The organism is Sinorhizobium fredii NGR234 (genome assembly GCF_000018545.1).
In the GTDB taxonomy this organism is placed as follows: domain Bacteria; phylum Pseudomonadota; class Alphaproteobacteria; order Rhizobiales; family Rhizobiaceae; genus Sinorhizobium; species Sinorhizobium fredii_A.
Window position 1 is genome coordinate 2,239,496 of sequence record NC_012586.1, and the last position, 23,743, is coordinate 2,263,238.

At 64.5% G+C, this 23,743-nt stretch carries 19 protein-coding genes; 10 read left to right on the top strand and 9 right to left on the bottom strand.

Translation table 11 applies throughout. The features are described 5' to 3' along the window. Window positions 1-34: 34 nt before the first annotated feature. The 4 genes from NGR_RS10485 (at window position 35) to NGR_RS10500 (ending at window position 6,480) form a co-directional block, all read left to right on the top strand. The gene (locus NGR_RS10485) at window positions 35-559 is read left to right on the top strand and encodes a DUF6428 family protein (RefSeq protein ID WP_164924000.1); all 525 of its coding nucleotides are present in this window, start codon (window positions 35-37) and stop codon (window positions 557-559) included. A gap of 227 nt (window positions 560-786) precedes the next feature. Continuing rightward, window positions 787-4,167, top strand: coding sequence for a hybrid sensor histidine kinase/response regulator (locus NGR_RS10490; protein WP_015888246.1), 3,381 nt, complete (start codon window positions 787-789; stop codon window positions 4,165-4,167). Further along, window positions 4,160-5,077, top strand: a complete 918-nt coding sequence (locus NGR_RS10495) for a response regulator (protein WP_015888247.1) — start codon at window positions 4,160-4,162, stop codon at window positions 5,075-5,077. Before NGR_RS10490 ends, NGR_RS10495 begins: the two co-directional genes overlap by 8 nt. A gap of 290 nt (window positions 5,078-5,367) precedes the next feature. Continuing rightward, complete coding sequence (locus tag NGR_RS10500; RefSeq protein WP_012708792.1) at window positions 5,368-6,480, top strand: ISAs1 family transposase; 1,113 nt, start codon at window positions 5,368-5,370, stop codon at window positions 6,478-6,480. A gap of 154 nt (window positions 6,481-6,634) precedes the next feature. Here NGR_RS10500 and NGR_RS10505 read toward each other — a convergent pair whose 3' ends face one another. Next, a complete protein-coding gene (locus NGR_RS10505) occupies window positions 6,635-7,963 on the bottom strand; it encodes a dicarboxylate/amino acid:cation symporter (protein ID WP_015888248.1) in 1,329 nt (442 codons plus the stop codon). A 238-nt stretch (window positions 7,964-8,201) separates the two neighbouring features. Here NGR_RS10505 and NGR_RS10510 point away from each other — a divergent pair, with 238 nt between their 5' ends. From NGR_RS10510 to NGR_RS10520, 3 genes are all read left to right on the top strand, one after another. Next, window positions 8,202-10,067 (top strand): sensor histidine kinase, encoded by a 1,866-nt coding sequence (locus NGR_RS10510; protein WP_164924002.1) that lies wholly within the window; start codon window positions 8,202-8,204, stop codon window positions 10,065-10,067. A 5-nt stretch (window positions 10,068-10,072) separates the two neighbouring features. After that, window positions 10,073-11,434 carry a sigma-54-dependent transcriptional regulator gene (locus NGR_RS10515; RefSeq protein ID WP_015888250.1) on the top strand — a complete coding sequence of 454 codons (1,362 nt, stop codon included), beginning with the start codon at window positions 10,073-10,075 and terminating at the stop codon, window positions 11,432-11,434. Between the two features lie 74 nt (window positions 11,435-11,508). Continuing rightward, on the top strand, window positions 11,509-12,309 hold the full coding sequence (locus NGR_RS10520) for a potassium channel family protein (protein ID WP_015888251.1): 801 nt from the start codon (window positions 11,509-11,511) through the stop codon (window positions 12,307-12,309). Window positions 12,310-12,313: 4 nt separating this feature from the next. On the opposite strand, the gene NGR_RS10525 is transcribed toward NGR_RS10520, so the two are convergent. Further along, the gene (locus NGR_RS10525) at window positions 12,314-13,045 is read right to left on the bottom strand and encodes a GntR family transcriptional regulator (protein WP_164924003.1); all 732 of its coding nucleotides are present in this window, start codon (window positions 13,043-13,045) and stop codon (window positions 12,314-12,316) included. 214 nt (window positions 13,046-13,259) lie between these two features. On the opposite strand from NGR_RS10525, the gene NGR_RS10530 reads away from it, so the two are divergent. Beyond that, window positions 13,260-14,273: an SIS domain-containing protein gene (locus tag NGR_RS10530; RefSeq protein WP_164924004.1), complete on the top strand. Its 1,014-nt coding sequence runs from the start codon at window positions 13,260-13,262 to the stop codon at window positions 14,271-14,273. Window positions 14,274-14,346: 73 nt separating this feature from the next. After that, window positions 14,347-15,186, top strand: a complete 840-nt coding sequence (locus tag NGR_RS10535) for a PfkB family carbohydrate kinase (protein WP_015888254.1) — start codon at window positions 14,347-14,349, stop codon at window positions 15,184-15,186. Here the strand turns inward: NGR_RS10535 and NGR_RS10540 are convergent. The 7 genes from NGR_RS10540 to oiaX all read right to left on the bottom strand — a co-directional run bounded on the left by NGR_RS10540 (window position 15,180) and on the right by oiaX (window position 22,807). Then, window positions 15,180-15,935 carry an amino acid ABC transporter ATP-binding protein gene (locus NGR_RS10540; RefSeq protein ID WP_015888255.1) on the bottom strand — a complete coding sequence of 252 codons (756 nt, stop codon included), beginning with the start codon at window positions 15,933-15,935 and terminating at the stop codon, window positions 15,180-15,182. The genes NGR_RS10535 and NGR_RS10540 overlap by 7 nt on opposite strands. 15 nt (window positions 15,936-15,950) lie before the next feature. Further along, a complete protein-coding gene (locus NGR_RS10545; protein WP_015888256.1) occupies window positions 15,951-16,829 on the bottom strand; it encodes a DMT family transporter in 879 nt (292 codons plus the stop codon). Further along, window positions 16,819-17,790 carry an amino acid ABC transporter permease gene (locus tag NGR_RS10550; RefSeq protein ID WP_015888257.1) on the bottom strand — a complete coding sequence of 324 codons (972 nt, stop codon included), beginning with the start codon at window positions 17,788-17,790 and terminating at the stop codon, window positions 16,819-16,821. Before NGR_RS10550 ends, NGR_RS10545 begins: the two co-directional genes overlap by 11 nt. A 17-nt stretch (window positions 17,791-17,807) precedes the next feature. Beyond that, window positions 17,808-19,088: an NAD(P)/FAD-dependent oxidoreductase gene (locus tag NGR_RS10555; protein ID WP_164924124.1), complete on the bottom strand. Its 1,281-nt coding sequence runs from the start codon at window positions 19,086-19,088 to the stop codon at window positions 17,808-17,810. Between the two features lie 64 nt (window positions 19,089-19,152). Continuing rightward, on the bottom strand, window positions 19,153-19,980 hold the full coding sequence (locus NGR_RS10560; protein ID WP_015888259.1) for a transporter substrate-binding domain-containing protein: 828 nt from the start codon (window positions 19,978-19,980) through the stop codon (window positions 19,153-19,155). Window positions 19,981-20,175: 195 nt separating this feature from the next. Continuing rightward, window positions 20,176-21,519 carry a four-carbon acid sugar kinase family protein gene (locus NGR_RS10565; RefSeq protein WP_015888260.1) on the bottom strand — a complete coding sequence of 448 codons (1,344 nt, stop codon included), beginning with the start codon at window positions 21,517-21,519 and terminating at the stop codon, window positions 20,176-20,178. Between the two features lie 31 nt (window positions 21,520-21,550). After that, complete coding sequence (gene oiaX / locus NGR_RS10570; protein WP_015888261.1) at window positions 21,551-22,807, bottom strand: 3-oxo-isoapionate-4-phosphate decarboxylase OiaX; 1,257 nt, start codon at window positions 22,805-22,807, stop codon at window positions 21,551-21,553. Between the two features lie 164 nt (window positions 22,808-22,971). On the opposite strand from oiaX, the gene NGR_RS10575 reads away from it, so the two are divergent. Next, window positions 22,972-23,694 carry a transcriptional regulator NanR gene (locus NGR_RS10575; RefSeq protein ID WP_164924005.1) on the top strand — a complete coding sequence of 241 codons (723 nt, stop codon included), beginning with the start codon at window positions 22,972-22,974 and terminating at the stop codon, window positions 23,692-23,694. The last annotated feature ends 49 nt before the right edge of the window (window positions 23,695-23,743 follow it).

Sequence of the window (23,743 nt, forward strand, 5' to 3'; positions counted from 1 at the left end):
AATCCTTGAATAATTGAAACGAGGAATAATGCATATGAGCGCGCTCGACAATACGAAAATTCACAACGACGACATCTCGCTCGGGCTTCTGCTTGAGACTCTGGCTGCGGCTAGCGAGCTTCCCCTCGTGTTTCACTACGACGGTCGGCCGATCAAAGCCGGCTACCATGTGACGGAGGTCAAGGCCGGGCAGTTCGCAGGGCTCGATTGCGGCGCCAATCCGGAGGCCTGGACCGAGATCTTCGTGCAGCTTTGGGACGTCGAGGAAGACAGCAGGGCGCACATGCCGGCCGGCAAGTTCTCGGGGATCATCGGCAAGGTGTCGGATCACCTGCAACTTGCGCAATCGGCAAAGCTCACCTTCGAAGTCAGCGACGGCGTGCGTCCCATGCAGCTCTATTGCGCGTCGCTGCCAAGACTGCGCGACAACGCCGTGCATGTGGAACTCGCGCCGAGACCCGCGAGCTGCAAACCGCGCGATCGATGGCTTGCCGAGGAGGGGCGCGCGTCGGCTGCCTGCTGCGCCCCCGTCTCATCGAAGAGCGCCTGTTGTGCGTGATCGGCAGGGTCACAAATACTGGGTCACGTACGCCCAGGCATCGTGCCGGCCGTCCTCGTTGAGGATCGGCGCGGTCGCCGGTCGCATCGTCGAGGCAGGCGATGTTCCGCCAGTGACGCTTTGAAGCTTGCTTTCAAACTTTCTACATTGCATAAATTTCATGCGTCGCTTTCGCTTGCCGGGAAAATAGGCAGAGACCGGCGAGGCTACAGTAACGACGAGGCAACATGGCTGCACGCCAGCGCATCATTCCCGTTCGACGAGAATACAATCGCTGGGTCGCCAACCAGACGCTTGAAGACTATGCGCTGCGCTTCACCGCCAAGAGCGCGCGGCGGTTTTCCTCCGAGCGCATCTCGCAGACGGCGATCGGGGCGATCTCTTTCCTGGCGCTGGAGGCGATCGGCGGCGCCATCACCATGTCCTACGGCACCACCAATGCCGTGGTCGCCATAGCCGTCGCGAGCGTGATGATCCTCTTGGTCGGGCTGCCGATCAGCCGTTACGCGATCCGCCACGGCGTCGACATCGACCTTCTGACGCGCGGCGCGAGTTTCGGTTACATCGGCTCGACGATCACCTCGCTGATCTATGCGAGCTTCACCTTCATCCTCTTCGCGATCGAAGCGTCGATCATGTCCGGCGCATTGGAACTGGCGCTCGGCATACCGCTGTGGATCGGCTACATCGTCAGCGCCGTCGCGGTGATCCCGCTCGTGACCCACGGCGTCCGTCTCATCAGCAAGTTCCAGCTGATGACACAGCCCTTCTGGATCGTGCTCAACATCCTGCCGTTTGCCTTCATCGCGCTCGCCGATTGGGAAAAGGTCGGGCTCTGGCTTGCCTATGCCGGCATACACCACGCCTCCGGGCCGGCCGGCACCGTCGCGTCCTTCGATCTCGTCGAATTCGGCGCGGCCTCCGCGGTGATCTTCGCGCTGATGGCGCAGATCGGCGAGCAGGTCGACTTCCTGCGCTTCCTGCCGCCGGACGGCCAGAGGAAGCTGCATCACCGCATTGCCGTGTTTCTCGCCGGCTCCGGCTGGGTCATCGTCGGCGCGCCGAAGCTCTTGGCCGGTTCCTTCCTTGTGGTACTGGCGCTCAGTGCCGGCGTGCCCTCGACCAGGGCCGCCGATCCGGCGCAGATGTACTACACCGCCTTCGGCTATATCGTCCCGTCGGAGACGGCCGCACTCCTCTTGATGGTCGCCTTCGTCGTCGTCTCGCAGCTGAAGATCAATGTGATGAATGCCTATGCCGGGTCGCTCGCCTGGTCGAACTTCTTTTCGCGGCTCACCCATAGCCATCCGGGCCGCGTCATCTGGCTGGTCTTCAACGTGGCGATTGCGCTGCTGCTGATGGAACTCGGCATCTACCGGCTGCTCGAGGAGACGCTCGGCATCTTTTCGATCATCGCCATGGCCTGGCTCTGCACGATCTCGGCCGACCTCTTCGTCAACAAGCCGCTCGGCTTGTCCCCACCCGGCATCGAGTTCAAGCGCGCCCATCTCTACGACATCAATCCGGTGGGCCTCGGTACGATGGGCGTCTCGGCGCTGTTGGCGCTCGTCGCGCATTTCGGCGCCATGGGCGAGATCGCCGCCTCGCTCGCGCCCTATATCGCCCTCGTCACGGCCTTCGTCGTCTCGCCGCTGATCGCCTGGCGGACGGAGGGAAAATTCTATCTCGCCCGCAAGCCGCGCAAGAGCTGGCTCAGCGAAAGCGAGATCACCTGCTCGATCTGCGAACATCCGTTCGAGCCCGAGGACATGGCCTGGTGCCCGGCCTATGCGGCGCCGATCTGCTCGCTCTGCTGTTCGCTCGACAGCCGCTGCCACGACATGTGCAAGCCGAAGGCGCGGCTCAACACGCAGATCGCCACGGTCGCCAAGGCGGTCTTGCCGGAGACGGTTGTCGCAAAACTCGCCACAAGGCTCGGCCGCTATGCGATTTCGGCTGTCATCTCGATCACCGGCATCGGCATCATCCTGGCGATGATCGCCCACCAGACGACCGCCGCCTCGCCCGAGACCGCCGCCGTCGTCGAGCGAACGGTCGCCGTCGTCTTCTTCGTCTTCGCCATCCTGGCCGGCGTCGTCTCGTGGTTCTACGTGCTTGCCCATGACAGCCGTGTCGTGGCGGAGGAGGAGTCTTCCCGCCAGAACACCCTGCTCCTCAAGGAGATCGCCGCCCACAAGAAGACCGACGCGGCGCTGCAGAATGCCAAGGAGGCGGCTGAGTCCGCGAACCGGGCAAAAAGCCGCTATGTCGTCGGCTTGAGCCACGAACTGCGCACGCCGCTCAACGCCGTGCTCGGCTATGCGCAGATCCTGGAGCGCGACGAGACGATCCCGTCGTCGCGGCAGGGCGCGATCAAGGTCATCAAACGCAGCGCCGACCATCTCTCCGGGCTCATCGACGGCCTGCTCGACATCTCGAAGATCGAGGCCGGCAAGCTGCAGGTCTATTCCAACGAGATCAACATCCACGATTTCCTCGACCAGATCGTCGACATGTTCCGCCCGCAGGCGCAGGCCAAGGGCATCGGCTTCGAGCACAACCGCGGCCCAACGCTGCCGCAATATGTGAGGACCGACGAGAAGCGGCTGCGGCAGATCCTCGTCAACCTGCTGTCGAATGCGCTGAAATTCACCGATCAGGGCTTGATCCGCTTCGATATCGCCTATCGCAGCCAGGTGGCGACCTTCACGATCGAGGACAGCGGCCGCGGCATCAGCGACAAGGACCTGCCGAAGATCTTCGATCCCTTCCAGCGCGGCGACGCGGAGCATCGCATGCCTGGTCTCGGCCTCGGGCTGACGATCACGCGCCTGCTGACCCAGACGCTCGGCGGCGAAATCTCCGTCACCAGCGAGAAGGACAAGGGCACGGCTTTCAGGGTGCGGCTGATGCTTTCGGCCGTCGACCGACCGGCGGCGCTCAAGGACCCGGTGCGCAGGATCACGTCCTACAAGGGACCGCACCGCACCATCCTCGTCGTCGACGACAATGCCGACCACCGCGACCTGATGCGCGAGGTACTGGTGCCGCTCGACTTCACCGTGCTGACGGCGGCGAACGGCACCGATTGCCTGGCCCTCATCGAAGGGACGCGGCCGGATCTCTTCCTGATTGACATCTCCATGCCCGGCATGAACGGCTGGGAACTGGTGACGAAGCTCAGGGAACGCGGGCACACGGCGCCGGCGATCATGCTCTCGGCCAATATCGGCGACGGCTCGGCGACCGGCGCGATCGGCCACAACGACACGCTCGCCAAGCCCTTCGGCGTGCGGCAGCTCACCGACAAGCTGGCGATCCATCTCGGGCTCGAATGGATCTACGAGGGCGACGTCAGGGAAGCGCCCGCCAATGGCAGGACCAGTGCTGTGACAAGCCCCGGCGACCATCACGTGAAGGAATTGATCCAGCTCGGCGAAATCGGCTACGTGAGAGGCATCGAGGCGAAATTGACGGAGATTGCTCTGAACCCGGAGAACCAGCCCTTTGCCGAGGCGGTCAGCGCCTATGTCCAGGCCTTCGACCTGTCGGGCTACGACGCCTTCCTGAGACGGCTGCTTCCCGAGGAGACGAACGCCCGTGCCTGAGGCCGCCAATCCGCGCGACATCGTGCTTCTCGTCGACGATTCTCCGGAGGCACTCGGCTTCCTGACCGAGGCGCTGGAGCAGTCCGGCTTCTCCGTGCTGATCGCCACCTCCGGCAATGCCGCGCTCAACATCGCCGATCGCATCACGCCCGACCTCATCCTGCTCGATGCGGTGATGCCCGGCATGGATGGGTTCGACACCTGCGCCCGGCTGAAGGCGAACGCCTCGGTCGCCCAGGTGCCGGTGGTGTTCATGACCGGGCTCACCGAGACCGAGCATGTTGTACGGGCGCTCGAGGCCGGCGGCGTCGATTACCTCACCAAGCCGATCAACATCGACGAGTTGCGGGCCCGCATCCGTGTCCATCTTTCCAATGCGCGCTCGGCCCAGAGCGCCCGCGTCGCGCTCGATGCGGCCGGAAGGCATCTGCTTGCCGTGCGCGGCGACGGGACGGTGCGCTGGTCGACGCCGCAGGCGACCCGCCTCGTCAACGCCGCGACCGGCAGCGACGACGGCCTTGCGGTGGTGGCTGCCCGCATTGCCGCCTGGATGCGGGAACGCCAAGGCGGCGACAAGCAGGGCAGCCTGACGCTCCATCAGGCCGGCCAGACGGGCCTGCAGATTTCCTATCTCGGCGCGATCGGCGCCAACGAGTATCTCTTCCGCCTGACCGCCGAGAACGGCATGAGCGACGACGAGATGCTGCGCCAGCATTTCCATCTCACCCAGCGCGAGTCCGAGGTTCTGCTGTGGATCGCCAAGGGAAAATCCAACCGCGACATCGGCGAGATTCTGGGATTGAGCGCCCGCACGGTCACCAAGCATCTGGAACAGATCTATGTGAAGCTCGGCGTCGAGAACCGGGCTTCGGCCGCGGTCAAGGCGACGCAGGTGCTGCACGGGATTTGAGGAAGGGTGCGGGCCGCAGGGGACCTCTCAAGAAGTAAACTCTGGGGGTCGGCTCACCCCCTCTCGCCTGCCGGCGATCTCCCCCACAAGGGGACACAAGGTGGAGAACGGATGTGGCACGGCCGTGCCCGTTAGAAGGCTCTGCATTGCCAGAGCTTTGATTGGGGTGGTTAGGTCGCCGCGAGTCGATCTCCCCCCTTGTGGCAGGGGAATCGCATATCAGTATTAGGTATTGCCAGGAAGCTTTGAATGGATTCTTGGAAGGCTTTCTCTTTTACGAGGGCGCCTTGATGCCGTTTGCTCTGTCGATTTTACGGGAAATACATGATCCGCGCGACATCAATGCGCGGCATGATCTGGCCGAGCTGCTGTTTCTGGCGCTGGCGGCGACGCTCTGCGGGGCGAAGAACTGCGTGGAGATCGCAGAATTCGTCGAGGGCCGGGAAGCGGAACTGAAGGAGATCGTCACGCTCCGGCACGGCTGCCCGAGCCACGACACCTTCAGCCGCATCTTCCGGCTCATCGACCCGGACGAACTGGCGCGGGCGCTCGGCGCCTTTCTGGCGGCGCTGCGCCAGGGGCTGGGCCTCGGCCCGCGCCCGCGCGGTGTGGTGGCGGTCGACGGCAAGGCGTTGCGGCGCGGCTATGAAAAGGGACGCGCCTTCATGCCGCCGGTGATGGTGAGCGTCTGGGATGCCGAGACGCGGCTGTCGGTGGCGACCAAACGGGCGGAAGGTTCCGACGAGGTCGCCGCAACGCTGGCGCTGCTGAAGAGCATCGACCTGAAGGGCTGCATCGTCACGGCGGACGCGCTGCATTGCCGCCCCGACACGGCCAAGGCGCTGATCGGGCGCAAGGCGCATTATGCCCTGGCGCTCAAGGCCAATCGCGGCCGGCTCTTTGCCTGCGCCGAAGCCGGCTTCGTGGCGGCCGACGCGGCCGGTGACCTCGCCTTCCACGAGACCCGCGAGACCGGCCACGGCCGCCTCGAAACCCGCCGCGCCAGCGTCCTGCCACTCAAGGCGTTCAAGCAAGCGCCCGCCTTTCCCGGTCTGAAGGCGATCGGCCGCATCCAGGCCACGCGGCAGGGCGCCGACGGCAGGGCGGTGACCTCCGTGCGCTATATCGCCCTCTCCAAAGTACTTGCGCCTCACAAGCTCGCCGAGGTCGTGCGCGCCCACTGGACGATCGAGAACCAATTGCACTGGAGCCTCGACGTCGTCTTCCACGAAGACGACGCCCGCAGCCGCAAGGACAATGCCCCGCAAAATCTTGCCGTCATCCGCAGGCTGGCGCGCGACATCTTGGCGGCCCACCCACTCGACAAGCCCATCGCAAGCAAAATGCGCCGCGTAAACTGGAACAGAGATTTCTTCCATGAGTTCTTTACTCATATGCGATAGCCCTGCCCCTTGTGGGGGAGATGGCCAGCAGGCCAGAGGGGGGTGGGGCTCCGCACGCATCGCCTAAGGTTAAGTTTTTGCCGCAAAAAAGCGCGGCCCGGATAAACCAGACCGCGCCAAGCCGCACTCATCGTGCGTTGCCCTGGGAGGCAACTTATTCGGCGGGCTGAACCGCGATGGCCGGGATGGTCTCGACCGAGGTGTCGCCGGCAAGCGCGACCGAGAGCTGTGCCTGGTCCAGTTCGCCTTCCCACTTCGCCACCACCAGCGTCGCAACGGCATTGCCGACGAAGTTGGTGAGCGCCCGGCACTCCGACATGAACCGGTCGATGCCGAGGATCAGCGCCATGCCGGCGACCGGCACGGACGGAACGACGGAGAGCGTTGCGGCCAGCGTGATGAAGCCGGCGCCGGTGATGCCGGCCGCACCCTTCGAGCTCAGCATGGCAACGAGCAGGAGCAGGATCTGGTCGCCATAGGAGAGCGGCGTATCGGTCGCCTGGGCGATGAAGAGCGCCGCCAGCGTCATGTAGATGTTGGTGCCGTCGAGGTTGAAGGAATAGCCGGTCGGAATGACGAGGCCGACGACCGAGCGCTTGCAGCCGGCCTTCTCCATCTTGTTCATGAGGCCCGGCAGCGCCGCTTCCGAGGACGAAGTGCCGAGCACCAGCAGCAGCTCTTCCTTGATGTAGCGGATCAGCGCCACGATCGAGAAGCCGTTATAGCGCGCCACCGCGCCGAGCACGACGAAGACGAACAGGAACGAGGTGAGGTAGAAGGTGCCGATCAGCATGGCGAGGTTGGCGATCGAGGCGACGCCGTATTTGCCGATGGTAAACGCCATGGCACCGAAGGCGCCGATCGGGGCCGCCTTCATCAGGATCGCCACCAGCCGGAAGATCGGCAGCGTCAGCGCCTGCAGGAAATCGACGACCGGCTCGGCCTTCTTGCCGACCATCGCGAGCGAGATGCCGAACAGCACCGAGATGAACAGCACCTGCAGGATGTCGCCCTCGGCGAAGGCGCCGATGAGTGTCGTCGGAATGATGTTCATCAGGAAGCCGGTGATCGACTGCTCATGCGCCTTCGCCGCATAGGAGGCGACCGCCTTTGCATCGAGCGAGGCCGGGTCGATATGCATGCCGGCACCCGGCTGCACGACATTGGCGACGATGAGGCCGACGACGAGCGCAAGGGTGGAGAAGGTCAGGAAGTAGAGCATCGCCTTGCCGGCGACGCGGCCGACCTTGGCGAGATCGGTCATGCCGGCGATGCCGGTCGCGACCGTCAGGAAGATCACCGGCGCGATGATCATCTTGACGAGCTTGATGAAGGCGTCGCCAAGCGGCTTCAGCTCAGTGCCGAGCTCGGGATAGAAATGGCCGAGCAGAATGCCCGCGGCGATCGCCGCCAGGACCTGGACGTAGAGATGGCGGTAAAAGGGTGTCTTGCCGCGGACCTCCGCGGAATGCTCGATGATCATGTGATATCCTCCACTTGGGGCGCGCGCCCAGTCCGGCAACGCGCCGGGCCTCCCGGGCCACTCTTCCGAAGATCGACAGCCGCGGCTGCCTTGTGGAGTTTGTTTGCAACGGGCGTGCCAGTTTGCCGCCGACGGTTCACGCCATTGAAATCACTGCATTTTAATTGACTGCGCCTAAAGCCGCCCAACCAGAATGTGCGGAAATCCGCACAAGTCGACTGGCACGCCGGGCGAAAACATGCACAATGCCGCCATGACCGAATACCCGCCAGGCACGGACGACTTGAGCGCGCTGCGCCGCCGGGCGCATAGATCGTGGCTCCTGTTCGCGGCCGTGGCGCTCGCGCTTCTGGTCGCCGGGTTCGTGCTTGCCGGAGCATACGGCCGGTCGCAGGCTTTGGCCGACCTTGCCGAGCAAAGCCGCATTGACGCCAGCCTGAAAGCATCGCTGCTCAGGGCTGTCGTCGAACGGCAGCGCGCTCTGCCGCTGGTCCTTTCCGACGACGGTGCCATTCGCCAAGCGCTGGCTTCGCCGAATCCAAAGTCGCTGGAGCCGATCAATCGCAAGCTCGAAAGCCTCGCAACAAGCGCCGAAGCGGCCGTCGTCTATATGATCGGCCGCGACGGCGTTGCCGTCGCGGCCAGCAACTGGCGGGAGCCAACTAGCTTCGTCGGCAACGACTACGCCTTCCGCGACTATTTCCGCCTGGCGATGCGCGACGGCAAGGGCGAACATTTCGCCATGGGAACGGTGAGCCGGCGGCCCGGCCTCTACATCTCGCACCGCGTCGACGGGCCGGACGGCCCGCTCGGCGTGATCGTCGCCAAGCTCGAATTCGACGGGGTCGAGGCGGACTGGCGGGTCACGGACAAGCCGACCTATGTCACCGACCGGCGCGGCATCGTGCTGATCACCAGCCTGCCCTCCTGGCGCTTCATGACGACGAAAGAGATCCAAGACGACCGGCTGGCCGATATTCGCGACAGCCTGCAGTTCGGCGATGCGCCGCTGCTGCCGCTGCCTTTCCATCGGATCGAGGCCCAGCCGGATGGCTCCTCCACGCTGGAGGCGCTGCTGCCCGGCGACGGCATCGAGGCCTTCCTGCGCGTCGAGACGCTGGTGCCGTCGACCAACTGGCGGCTCGAGCAACTGTCGCCGCTGAAAGCGGCGCTGGCAGCCGGGGCGCGCGAGATGCGGCTCATCATGCTTACCGCGCTGGTGCCGCTCTTGGCGCTTGGCGCGTTTCTGTTGCGCCGGCGGCAGGCGATCGTATTCCGATCGGCAAGGGATCGGCTGGCGCGCAACGAACTGGAAGTGAAGGTCGAGGAGCGGACGCGTGACCTCAGCATGGCCCGCGACCGCCTCGAGACCGAGATCGCCGACCACCGGCAGACCGCCGAGAAGCTGCAGGCCGTGCAGCAGGATCTCGTCCAGGCGAACCGGCTGGCGATCCTTGGCCAGGTCGCGGCCGGCGTCGCCCATGAGATCAACCAGCCGGTCGCAACGATCCGCGCCTATGCGGACAACGCCCGGGTCTTTCTCGACCGCGGCCAGAGCGCCACGGCCGCCGAGAACATGACGAGCATCGCCGAACTCACCGAGCGCGTCGGCGCGATCACCGACGAGCTGCGCCGCTTTGCCCGCAAGGGCCACTTCGCCGCCGAGCCGACGGCAATGAAGGACGTGGTGGAGGGTTCGCTTCTGCTGCTGCGCAGCCGCTTTGCCGGCCGCATGGACGCGATCCGCATCGAGCTGCCGGCGGACGGCCTGAAGGCGCTCGGCAATCGCATCCGGCTGGAACAGGTGCTGATCAACCTTTTGCAGAACGCACTCGAAGCGATCGGCGATCGTGACGACGCGCAAATCCGGGTGCGTTGCGAGGAGACGGCGGGCGGCATTGCGCTCACCGTCGCCGACAACGGGCCGGGCATTCCGGCCGCCATCCGCGACGAGCTGTTCACGCCCTTCAACACCTCGAAGGAAGAGGGACTCGGCCTCGGCCTGGCCATCTCCAAGGAGATCATCAGCGACTATGGCGGCAGGATCGAGGTCGACAGCAGCTCCTCCGGAACGACATTCACGGTGCATCTGAAGAAGGCCTGATCGCAATGAGCGGTTCCGTATTCCTGGTCGATGACGACCGCGACCTGCGCAAGGCGATGCAGCAAACATTGGAGCTCGCCGGTTTCACCGTGTCTTCGTTTGCCAGCGCGGCCGAGGCGCTCGCGGCGCTCACCGCCGATTTCAGCGGCGTCGTCATCAGCGACATCCGCATGCCGGGGATGGACGGGCTTGCCCTGTTCCGTAAGATCGCCGAGCTCGATGCGGACCTTCCCGTTATTCTGGTCACCGGGCATGGCGACATACCGATGGCTGTCCAGGCCATCCAGGACGGCGTCTACGACTTCATCGCCAAGCCCTTTGCCGCCGACCGGCTCGTCCAGAGCGCCCGTCGAGCGCAAGAGAAGCGTCGCCTCGTCACGGAGAACCGGGCGCTTCGCCAGGCGGCCGAGGCCGCCTCGGAAAGCCTGCCGTTGATCGGCCAGACGCCGGTGATGGAGCGGCTGCGGCAGACGCTCAGGCATATCGCCGACACGGACGTCGACGTGCTGGTCGCCGGCGAGACCGGCAGCGGCAAGGAGGTCGTGGCGACGCTTCTGCACCAGTGGAGCCGGCGACGGAGCGGCAATTTCGTGGCGCTGAATTGCGGGGCGCTGCCCGAGACTGTGATCGAGAGCGAGCTCTTCGGCCACGAGGCCGGCGCCTTCACCGGTGCGGTCAAGAAGCGCATCGGCCGGATCGAGCACGCGAGCGGCGGCACGCTGTTCCTCGACGAGATCGAAGCGATGCCGCCGGCGACCCAGGTCAAGATGCTGCGCGTGCTGGAGGCCCGCGAGATCACGCCGCTCGGCACCAATACAATCCGGCCGGTCGACATCCGCGTCGTCGCTGCCGCCAAGATCGACCTCGGCGATCCGGCCGAGCGCGGCGACTTCCGCGAGGATCTCTATTACCGGCTCAATGTCGTCACCCTGTCGATCCCGCCCCTGCGCGAGCGCCGCGAGGACATCCCGCTGCTCTTTTCGCATTTCCTGAAACGCGCCGCGGCGCGCTTCGGACGGGAGGTCCCCGAGATCTCCGCGGCCACCCGCGACCACCTGATGTCGCACGCTTGGCCGGGAAATGTGCGCGAACTCTCGCATTTTGCCGAGCGGGTCGCACTCGGGGTCGAAGGTAATCCCGGCAAGCCGGCCGCCCGGCCAGGGACGACAAGCACCGGGACTTTGCCGGAGCGGCTGGAGCGCTACGAGGCCGATATCCTGAAAGAGGCGCTGACCGCCCATCGCGGCGACGTCAAGGAAACCCTGACGGCGCTCGGCATTCCCCGCAAGACCTTCTACGACAAGCTGCAGCGCCACGGGATCAACCGGGTGGACTATGCCGGGCGCACCGCCGCGGAGGAGTCTTGAGGTCACCCGTTGTTGGGCGAGGCGCCGCGGCCGCAACCGCTTGACCGCGAACGTCCTCAGCCTATCTCCAGCGGATGGACACGACCGACCGCAGGCGATCCACCCCCGCTACTCTCCGATCGCTGCGGATTGCCCTGCAGCGCCTCGAACGCGGCCGCGATCCCTCGGCGCTGCGCTGGCAGGCGCTGCTCGCTTTCATCGATCTCAGCATCCTCGCCTTTTTCATATTGGGTCCCTACCTCCGGGCCGGGCCGTCCTATCTGATCATCGACTACACGATCGCCGCCTGGATTGGCGCCGAACTGCTCGCACGCGCTGTCGCGGCCCCCTCGGCCCGGGTCTTCCTCAAAAGACCGATGACGTGGATCGACGTGGTCATTCTCGCGACGCTTCTATTCCCCGACCTGATGTTCAATTTCGCATTCCTGCGGGCCATGCGGATCTGGGCGATCGGCAGAAGCCCGCTGTTTCGCGAAGGCCTGCGGCGCATTGGCGGGGCGCATCTTCAGGACGTGGTGCGCGCCTGCCTGAACTTCCTGGTCTTCCTGTTCATGATGACGGGCTTCGTCTACACCACCTTCTTTTATGGACAGGAAGGCGTAGAAGGGTTCGTCGATGCCCTTTACTTTACCGTGGCGACAGTCACCACGACTGGCTTTGGCGACATCACGCTGCCCGGCACATTGGGCAAGCTCACCTCCGTCGTGACGATGATCATCGGCATCTCGCTCTTCGTCAGGCTCGCCCAGGCGGTGGTTCGTCCCCACAAGGTGAACTTTCCCTGCCCGCAATGCGGGCTGAAGCGGCACGACCTCGACGCCGTCCATTGCAAGGCCTGCGGCCACGTCCTCAATATTCCCGATGAAGGCGATTGAGGGGTTACTTGCGCGCGAAGCTGAAGGTGAAATGGCTGCCGCGATGATAGTCGATGGCATGGACGACGGGCGCCCCCGCCGTGCTGAAGCAGGTTTCGCGAATGAGCAGCGCCGGTCCGAAATCTCCGAGGTCGTGCCGCGCGATCACATCCGCCGGCAGCATCACGGCGGAGACGGTCGCTGACGACATGCGCGGCCGGTGTCGGTATCGGTCAAGCAGGTCGAGAAGCGAGCCGCTCCAGTCGATGTCATAAAGGCGGGTCGGAATGATGCTGCGCGGAATGTAGTCGACGCAGTAGAGGATCGGCTCATCCTTCTGCAGCCGCAGTCTTTCGAGGCGGATGACGCGCTCGCCCTCACCCAGCCTCAATTGCTCCGCGCTCACCGGGTCCGGGACTTCCTCTGCGATCGAAAGCACCTTGTTGACGGTTTGATAGCCATAGTGCCGCGTCATGTCGGTGACGCTCTCGAACACCGTTATCGGCCTGTCCACCTGGACGGCCGACATGGCGGAAACGAACCGGCCGCGCCCATGTTCGACGTAGATCACGCCGTCCTGTTCCAGCAGTTTCAGCGCCTCCCTCAGCGCCGGCCGCGAGATCTTGAAGCGCTGCGTCAGCTGCGCCTCGGTCGGCAATTTGTCGCCCGGTGTCAGCTCCTCCTCGCGGATCAGATCGGCGATGCGGTCGCGAAGCTGGACGACCAGCGTGCGCGTGTCGCGAAGGGGCTCGTCCAATTTTCTCTCCAACGGGTTTGCGGATACGACCTTCTTGTCTGACAAATCCACGACGGTCAAGAGGATGCGACGATGCCAGCAAAGCTTCGAACCCGTTTGCCGCATTCGCGTCGTTTCGACAGCCCTTGGCTCTTGACACAACCGCCCGATGTTGTCAGTTGTCTTACAACATCGCCGACGCGGTGACCATTCGTGCCTTTATCGAGAGAGAACCATGCTGAATTTCGACGAACAGAGATTTCTTCGCATCCAGTCCGGCGCCGTTGCCCTCGGGCCGCGGCTCGACGCCGTGATCCGGGCCTGCCTCGACAAGGGCGCCGAGAACATCTTCTTCCTGGGCACCGGCGGCGCCGCCATCCTGATGCAGCCGTCCGTGCAATTGCTTCAGCGCAGGTCGCGTTTCCCCGTCTTCATCGATCTTGCCGCAGAGCTTGTCGTGACCGGCTCGGCCAACCTGACGGAAAGATCGATCGTCGTCATTCCGTCCCTCTCCGGCACCACCAAGGAGAGCGTCGCGCTGCTTGCCAAGGCGAAGGAGATCGGCGCCACGGTGCTGACGCTCGTCGGACACCAAGAGTCTCCGCTCGGCAAAGGCGGCGATCATGCCTTCGTCAACTTCGCCGAGGACGACACATCGTGCGAGTCCTTCTATTTGCAATCGCTCTTCATTGCGCTCTCGATCCTGCGGCACCGCGGCGAGATCGACAATTACGAGCCGATTGTCAGCGAGTTGGAAAAGCTCCCGCGGCTGCTCCTGGACGTGAAGCGCAGCTACGAGGACAAGGCCGAGGGCTTTGCGAGAATTCTCGCCGGCTCGGACTATCATATCATCGCCGGAGCCGGGAACGCCTGGCCGGAAGCGTTCTATTACGGCATGTGTATCCTGGAGGAAATGCAGTGGATCCGCACCCGCCCGGTGCATGCCTCCGACTTCTTCCACGGCACCCTGGAACTCGTCGAGAAGGGCGTCAGCGTCGTCCTGCTGAAGGGCGAAGACAGCCTGCGGCCGCTCGCCGACCGGGTGCAGAATTTCGCGCCGAGCTACACGGACAAACTGACGGTGCTCGATACGGCGCAGTTCGAGCTGCCGGGCATCTCGGCGGAAGTGCGCAGCCTCGTCTCGCCGATCGTCCTCGCCACCGTCCTCGAACGGATCAGCGCCCATCTTGAAGTCATGCGCAACCATCCGCTGACGACGCGGCGCTATTACAAGCGCGTTGCCTATTGAGCGGGCAAGCGACACGAGAGGTCGCGGGTGCAACGGCATCCGCGACCCTTGCTGCACAAGTTCCGAGACAGCCATGACCCGCTTCCGCCTCGCCGCCGTCGGCGACAACTGCATCGATCGCTTTCGGCCGCCGCTTTCCCAGTCCTATATCGGCGGGAATGCGGTCAACGTCGCCGTGCAACTCGCTCGCCTCGGTCATCAATCCTTCTATTTCGGCGCCGTCGGCCGCGATCCGGACGGCGCGAAGGTGCGTCGCCTGCTCGAGGAAAATGCGGTCAGGCTCGACCACCTGCAGGAACGCGACGGCAATACCGCCTATACGGACATCGACGTCACGCCCGTCGGCGACCGGGTCTTCGTGCACGAGGACTTCGGGGTCTGCGCCGGCTATCGAGCCACCCCGGCCGAGTTTGCGATCCTGAAGACGATGGATCACGTGCATATCGGCTGGCTGGATGATGGCGGAGCGCTGCGTCGCGCCCTTTCAGCGGCCGGCGTCAGTGTCTCGCAGGATGTTTCGGTCAACGCTTCGGCCGACGATCTCGGGGTCGAGGGGCTGTCGATCGCCTTCGGATCGTCCGGCGAGAACGACGCCGAGGCCGAGCGCCTGGCCGCCGCTTTCCTGTCGAGCGGCGCCCGTCTTGCCGTCGTTACGCGCGGTGGCCGCGGCTCGCTTGCGAGCGACGGCACGGAGCGCGCCGCAGCCGGCATCCGCCCCGTGAAGGTCGTCGACACGACCGGCGCCGGAGACAGCTTCATCGCCGGCTTCATCGCCGCCCGGGTCGGCGGTCGCTCTCTGGCGGAATGCCTGCAAGCCGGTCGCGACCTCGCCTCTCTCACCTGCACCCATGTCGGCGGCTTTCCGCAGGCGCCGCAGCCGCTCTGCCCCTTCTCAGATGCCCCTTCTCAATGAAGCAGCTGGCTCAGGAACAGGTTGGCGCGGTCCGTCCTGGGGCGAGCGAAAAACGCCTCCGGTTCGCCCTCTTCAACGATGCGGCCGCGATCCATGAAGATCACCCGGTCCGCCACCTGACGGGCAAAGCCCATCTCATGCGTGACGCAGACCATCGTCATCCCCTCATTCGCCAGCGCCACCATCGTGTCGAGCACTTCCTTGACCATCTCCGGGTCGAGGGCCGAGGTCGGTTCGTCGAACAGCATCACCTTGGGATTCATGCAGAGCGCCCGGGCGATCGCCACCCGCTGCTGCTGGCCGCCCGACAGCTGGCCCGGATACTTATGGGCCTGTTCGGGAATTCGAACGCGGCTGAGGTAGTGCATGGCGATTTCGGTCGCCTGACGGCGTGGCATGTTCTTCACCCACATCGGTGCGAGGACGCAGTTCTCCAGGATCGTCAGATGCGGGAACAGATTGAACTGCTGGAACACCATGCCGACGTCGCGGCGGACAGCATCCACCTTGCGCTCGTCCTCGCCGACCTCGATGCCGCCGACGGCAATATGCCCGCTCTCATGCGCCTCGAGGCGATTGACGCAGCGGATCAACGTCGACTTGCCTGAGCCCGACGGACCGCAGATGACGACTTTCTCACGCGGCGCGATCGACAGATTGATATCGTCGAGGGCGTGATAGCGGCCGTACCACTTGTGGACGCCGCGAAGGGTGATTTCCGAACTCGTCATTCCGATCGAAGTGGGCATTCTTGTCTCCCGGGATTACTTGAGCACCAGCCAGCCGGACAGCACGATGACCATGGCACCGAGGACCGTGTGGTATTCGACCGGAGTGGCAAAGAACAGCACGCCGTAGAGGCAGCCCCAGACGATCTGGCTGTATTGAAACGGCGCCACCACGGAGGCATCGCCGCTGCGGAAGGCGCGCACTAGCAGGAGGTGCCCGCCAAGCAGCAAGACGCCGCCGGTGCCGGCGGCGGCGAGATCGAATGCGCCGACCGGCATGAGGCCATTGCCCGCCAAGGCAGCAGCCAGGGCCACCGCAGCGAGAACGACGAGGAGGGTGGAAACGAGTGCCAGGTCCCGCTCCCCGGCTCGCGCGCGCCGCAGGAGAACGAGCGACAGCGCAAAGAGGAGGGCGGATGCCGCCGCCGCGGCATGTCCGAGATTGAGAGGCGCGATCCCCGGCCGCAGCGCCACAGCAACGCCGGCGAAACCGATCGCCACGCCGGTCCAGGCAAGCGGCGAAAGTCGTTCGCCGAGGAGGATGCAGGCCAGGATCGCCACCATAAGGGGTGTCAGGAACGCCAGCAGATAGGCCTCCGCCAGCGGCAGAACCGAAAAGGCGTAGTGGATGAGCAGCGTATCGGCGGTAAGCAGCAGTGCTCGCAGGAGAGCGAGGCCGGGGTGGCGCGGCAGGAGCGCTTTGACGGCACCGGTCGCCGCCGCGTGAAATCCGAGGAAGACGAGCGCGGCGACCGTGACCATGAAGGTCACCTGCGGCACCTGAAAGCGCTCGGAGAGCAGCTTCACCAGCACGTCCGCGCCGGAGAAGACCGCGAAAGAGATGAAGCCGAGCGCGGCGGCGCGCAGATTGCGCGTGCCGGTGCTTGCCGGCGCGACATTCGCATCAACGGACATTGAAGCGGCCGAAGCGGGCTTCGATGCGTGACTGGAGAAATTCCAGACAGACGGAGAGAAGCCAGTAGATCATCGAGGCGGTGATCAGCATCTCGATATGACGAAATTCCGTCTGCCCCTGGGTGCGGGCGAGATACATGAGCTCCCAGACGCCGACGACCGACACCAGCGAGGAATCCTTGAGCATAGCGATGAACTGGTTGCCGGTCGGCGGGATGATGACGCGCATCGCCTGCGGCAGGATCACCAGTCCCATGGTCTGAGCCGGGCTCAGGCCCAGAGCCGTAGCACCCTCCGTCTGGCCGCGCGGGATGCTTTCGATGCCGGCCCGGAAGATCTCGGTCATGTAGGCGCCGTAGCACAGCGAAAGCGCCAGGATACCGGCAGGCACCGCGCTGATGACGTAGCCGACCTGGGGCAGGCCGAGATAGATGATATAGATCTGCATCAACAGCGGCAGGCCGCGAAACAGCGAGGTGTAGAAGGTGGCAAATCCGTAGATGACGCCGTTCTTCGACAGCTTTGCGATCGCCCCGGCGAGCGCAATAATCGTGGCCACCGCGATGGAGATCACCGATATGTAGAGCGTCGTCACGACGCCCTGAGAGACCAGGAAGCCGATCTTCCTGGCAATGAAGGCGAAGGAAAGGTCGAACGAATAGAAGAACAGCATCAGCAGCGCGAAGAGCTCGATCCAGACGCCGACCACCTGCAGGTGGCGCGGCAGCTGGCGCAGGGCCTTCCAGTTCACTGCCGCCGTCAGCGCGATCAACAGGGCCCCGAGAAATTGCCCGAGCGACGGATGGGCGGCGAGCCAGTCGGATGCCGCCGGCAGCAGATGCGCGATCCAGGCCGGGCTGATGCCGAGGCCGTAGATTGCAACCGTCACGAGCGCGAGCATCAGCAGGAGACCCGTGCGTCGCGCCGCATCCGGGTAAGTCAGTACCAAACGACCAATCATTGAGAACTCTCCGGCGTTCAGGCAGCGCGCTCGCGCCACCAGTCCTGAGCCTGCAGTTTCCAGTAGGTGAGCTGCGCCACGGCGAGACCGGCATATCCACCGGCCCAGACGAGCCCGAAGGGCTTGAAAAGCCTGTAGCGGTCGGATTGGCCGAGGATCGCCTCGGCAAGCAGCTTCCCGCCGATCGCCGTCGTGTTGAGACCATGTCCGCCAAAGGCCGTGCAATGCCAGACGCCCGGCTGCATCTCGCCGATCTGGGGCATCAGATGGCGGGCATAGGACATGAGACCGGACCAGGCGAGCTCGGTCTTTAAGTCTTCGAGCTGCGGATAGGTCCCGACCATTTCTCGCCGCAACTCCTGTGCGAGCCCGGCCGGCGACGCCGCCCGGGTGGTGATCCGTCCGCCCCACAGGAGCCGCTTTCCATTGTCCACGAGACGGTAATAGTCGCCGGCGCGGCGGTTGTCGCCAACCGCGTTCCCGGTGGCGACCGCCGTGCGGATGAGGTCCGGGGCTTCCTCCGACAGCATCACATAGGTGGCGATCGGCAGGAAGGCGCGATTCAACTTGCCGTTCAACGCCCCGGTATAGCCACCGGTGGTGAAGACGACCCGGCGCGCACGGACCTTGCCACGGATCGTCTGAACGGTCTTTTCGGCTCCGTCAAGCGCCGTCCCGATGGCCGCCGACCGCTCGTAGATCCGCCCGCCGAGACGCTCGACCTCATCCGCCACGCCCCGCAGGTAGTTCAAGGGATGGATGTGAAAGGCGCGACGGTCGCGCAGGCCGTGGAAGTAGCGCTTCGACTTGAGGATGGAACGCAGCTCATTGGTGCCGAGATATTCGAGCTCGTAGCCGTAGGCGCGCTTCATCTCGTCGGCATGCGCTTTCAGGCTGCTGCCGTCGTCATAGCGCAGCACGCTGATCAGTCCGGGCTGCGCACGTGCACTGTCGATCTTCAACGTCTCGATCGTTTCCCGAACGAAGTCGACCCCCTCGATCGAGAGGAGATGCAACTGCCGGGCGGCGTCGCGGCCGGTTCTGTTGGCGATCTCGCCACTGCCGGTGGCATAACCGGGACTGACGAAGCCGCCATTGCGGCCCGAAGCACCGAAGCCGACACTCTCGGCCTCGAGCACAACCACGGACTGGCCCGACCGCGCGAGCTGCAGCGCCGTTGTCAGACCAGCAAGCCCGCCGCCGATGACGACGCTGTCGCATTCGACCGTCTCGGACAGCACTGGTCTGACCTTCGCCTCGGCCATGGTCTGTTTGTAGTAGGTATCGGGATAGGACATGGTCATCCGCGGATCGATCGCATGGACAAGGTTGCGGGCGGCTTCGCCGCCCGCGGTGAACGGATCAGTCGGCGCTGTAATCCTTGCCGTACCACTTGGTGGTGAGGGTTGCGAGCGTACCGTCCCTCTTCATCTCGGCAAGGATCTCGCCGATCTTCGTGGTCCAATCCGGATCGACCTTCTCGGCAATCACCACCAGCGGCTCCCTGAAGGCGTATTCGCCGTCCAGAACGCGGAGCGGATAACCGTTCTTGATGGCATTCATGGCGGTCTGCTCAGGCGCGATGACGGCGTCGAGCCGCACGCCGTCCCCGAGGCGCAGATCGTCGAAGGGCAGCATGGAATCGGCGAAGGTGCGGATCTCGCCCGGCTCGAGCTTGTACTCGACCGGCGGCAGGCCCGGTGCGTCGATCTCGAGCTGGCGACGAATGAAGTCTTCGGAGGTCGTTGCGGTCTCGACGCCGATGATCTTGCCGTTCAGATCGGCGACGGACTTCGCCTGGCTGTCCTTGTGAAGAACATAGACATAGGGGCTGTAGTAATAGATTCCGGCAAAGTCGATCACCTGGGCGCGCGCCTTGGTCGGCGTGACGGAACCGACACCGAGATCGTAGCGCCCCTGCCAGCGGCCGCCGGTCAGCGTCGCCCAGTCGGGAGTCTCGAAGCTGACCTCGACGCCAAGTCGCTTGGCGATTTCCTTGGAGACGTCGATGTCGAAGCCGACCATCTCGTTGCTGTCGTCGAGATAGCTCTGGGGCGGCCAGCCGCTGTTGGTGGCGACGACCATGGCCTTCTTGTCCATGACCCGGTCGAGCGTTTCACCCGCCTGGGCAACGGTCGCGAATGCCAATGCGGCGGCGCCGATGGCGAGCTTTGCAAACAGTCTCCTCACGCATTCCTCCTGTTCAAAATCGGTTAGCCGAAAGTTCCCAGTTATGTAAGATGTCTGACAACTGAATTTGTAAATGCAACCATCTTGCTGTCAAGGCCGAATGGCCGCTTTATCCATGAAACGAAATGATGAGGCTATGCGTATTGGTGATGGCAGGGCCCGGTGGCGACCGCCGCCGGCCGTGCGCATCGGGCGTCAGCAGGCAGCCGGCCAGCCGCTGCGGATCATCGAGAAATAGTCGTCCAGCCCGATCTGGCCGCCCTTCAACGCCACCTCGATGCCGTCGACCAGCGGGTTGGCGCTGTGGGCGGTGCAGAGCGGCGAACCCGGCGACTGCGGCAGCGGCAGACGCAGGGTTAACGCGTCGACCGAGAGCTGACCGAGCGCGTGGCTCGAGGTGTCACCGCCGGCGATCACGGCGCGGCGAAGGCCGGCCCGTTTCACCAGTTCCTTCAGAAGCAAGCCGAGCCGCTCGCCGATCCGATGGCGTGGTCCCTCCTCCAGGCGGATGGCATCTCCGCGATCGCTCGAGGGTCCAAGCGCCGTATGGAGAACGACGCTCCGGCCGGTGGCGAGAACCGCCAGGCCGCGCGCTATCGCATCCTCGAGTGCGGCGCCACCTTCCGCCGCGGCAAAGGCAACCGGGTCGAGGCCGATCCCGTCAAAACCGTTCTGGAGGGCGTGGCGGATCTGCCGCTCCGTCGTCGGCGAGACGCTGCCGGAGACGACGGCGATCCGATCGACAGGGCCTGGCGCCTTGAAGGTAGGTGGCGCCCCGTCGAGCAGGCCAAGCCGGCGCCACTCGCGGACGAGCGCATATTCGAGGCCCGAGGAACCGCAGGCGAACTGGCCGCCGGAGCTACGCTTGCGCCAGAGCTGCCGCCCGACTGCCGCCTGGCTTTCGGCGCCGGCGACGTCGAGAAGGACGATGTCGTTTCCTTCGGCAAAGGCGAAATCCGTGGTCGCGTTTGCATCCGCCGACGCGAGTTGGGCGATGTCGACGAGCCCCGTCTTCAAGGACGTCTGTCGCGACAGGTGCCGTCGGATGTCTGCTTCATCCATCGGCGTTACCGGATGGCGGCTCATCACCGGATGGCGGTCGATGCGATAGGTTTCGCCCCGAAAGGCCGCGAAGAGATTGCCGAAGCTCGTGTAGCGTCGGATTTGCGGTGCGCCGAGCACCAGCGGCACCGGCGCCTTGCCGAACACCTCGCGGCCGATCTCGATCGCCTTGCCGATATTGCCGACCGCCGGGCTAGAATCGAAGGTCGAGCAGACCTTGTAATGGGCGATCTCGGCCCCCAGCGACTTCAGCCAGACAAAGGCGGAAGGCAGATGTTCCGCCATCCAATCGGGTGTCTGGCTGCGGCTCGTGCCGGCAAGGCCGAAGGCACGGCAATGGGCGAAACGTTCGAGCAGCGCGGGCTGCGGAATCCTGAGGAACAGCGCCGTCTCGACGCCCTGCGAGGCGAGCGCCTCCATGACGTCGGTGGAGCCGGTCAGGTCGTCGCCGTAGTAGCTCAGCAATGGTGTCTGCATGCGCGGCCTTCCGTGGCTCGACTCAAGGGTATCAGGTGCCGTTGCCGTCGGCGAATTTAATGAGCGACTGAGCGAGCTCGGGATGATCCCTGGCATAGTCGGCAAGCGGGATACCGGCGACCGCCGCCTCCCAGGCCTGGCGAACCGCCCTCACCCCGGCGCCGGCGCCGCCAGGATGGCTGACAATGCCGCCGCCGCACAGATAAAGCAGATCGGTCGAGCCGCCGGTCCGGGCATAGGTCTCGGGCGCCTGGCCGCCCCATTGGCCGGAGCCGACGACCGGCAGCGGACAGTCGCGCTCGGAAAACAGCGGCGTGCCGGCCGCCTTGAAGGATTTGACGAAGCTCTCGTCCGGCTCCCAATATTTGACGCGGATGCCGTTGATCTGGAACTGGTCCACGCCGATCAGCCGCCAGAACTGCTGCCAGACGGAGAATTCCATTCCGAGGCCGCCGTGGCGGGTGAGGATATCCCAGCCATTGCGATGCGCATGAAGCACGATGCCGGAGCGCTTTCGCAGGAAGGCAACGCCCCCCATGCCGATCGAATTGATGTTGACGACCCCCGCATTGCCGCCCGCCTCAACGACGAGATCATGGTTGCGCATCATCTCGTCCGGGTCTGTGTGGGAGATGCCGAAGGCGTACATCACCTTCTTGCCGGTCTTCTGTTCGTGGTCGAGGATCTTCGGCATGATCGCGGCGATCCGCGCCTTCAGCGGCGAATAGGCCGGGCTCATCAGCTTCTCGTCGTCCTTGATGAAATCGACGCCGGAGGAGAGCAGTTCACCCACCAGTGCAGCTGTCTCCTCCGGCCTCAGGCCCAAGGCGGGCTTGACGATGGTGCCGATGATCGGGCGTTTCTCAACGCCGGTCAGCCGGCGGCTCCCGGGGATGCCGAACTGCGGTCCGGGATGGGCACGGCCGAACTCCGGCGGCAATTGCATATCGACGATGCGAACGCCGGTCATGCCCTTGATCGAATAGACGCCGGCTATGGCGATGGTCATCAGCGCGGCAAGGTCCGTGCCGACCGCATCGAGCGGAAAATCGATGTCCGCCTCAGCCCGGTTGAAGCGCTTCGCCCCGCCGGCCTCCTCCGGCCAGGAAGGGCGGTCGCCCGGTTCCAGATGCCTGATGGCAACGACCCGGGCCGCTACGCGGGCCTTCAGCTCTTCGGTCTCGCCCGGGACGAGCACGAAGGTCCCGGTCGACTGATCGCTTGCGATCTTCGCCGCCAGCGCCTCGACGTCGCCGGGGGTCTCGATGCGGTAGGTGATGCGGATCACGGCGCTTCGCTCTTCGTGGAAGGAGTAGCTTCTTCAAATGAACTGGTATAATGAGTATCTGAGTTGCGCAAGAAGAATCGCAGCCAGTGCCCGCGAAGGGGCGAGATTTCCTCTCCAAGGAAAACATGCATATAGAAGTGAACGACAGCAGCGGTGGAGTTCACATGGCGATTCAATCCGAACCGATCGTTCGCAGGAAGCTTTCCGACGAGGTCTTCGCCCGGCTGAAGGCGCTGATCGAGACCGGCGAGTTGCAGCCCGGCGACGAGATGCCATCGGAACGGATGCTGATGGAGCGCTTCCAGGTCGGCCGGCCGGCCATTCGCGAAGCGATGCAGACGCTTGCCAATATGGGTCTGATCGAGATCTCGCACGGCGAGCGCGCCAAGGTGCTGCAGCCGACGGCGCAATCGCTGCTGAGGCAGGTGGACGTTGCCGCCAAGATCATGCTTTCGGCCTCATCGGACTCACTTGAGCACCTGAAGAACGCCCGCATTTTCTTCGAGCGCGGCATGGTGCGCGAGGCGGCAAGCCGCGCCAGCGCCGCCGATGTCGCCGCGCTCGAGGAGACCTTGAAGCGGCAACGCGCCGCGCTCGGCGATTCCGACGCCTTCGTCACCGCCGACATGGCATTTCACAGCCGCATTGCGGAGATATCCGGCAACCCGATCTTCACCGCCGTGAGCGAAGCGATGCTCGGCTGGCTCAAGGAATATCACACGGAAATGCTGATCTGGACCGGCAAGGAGAATGTCACGCTTTCCGAGCACGCGGAAATTATCGACTGCATTCGCCGGGGAAAACCCGACGAGGCCGAGCAGGCGATGATCAAGCATCTCGAGCGCTCGCGGGCGCTCTATGCGCCGAAGGGACGCGCCGAGAGCTAGGGCAGGTCGTGCGCTTATTGTACACGCTCAGCGCCTCATGCCGGCTTCC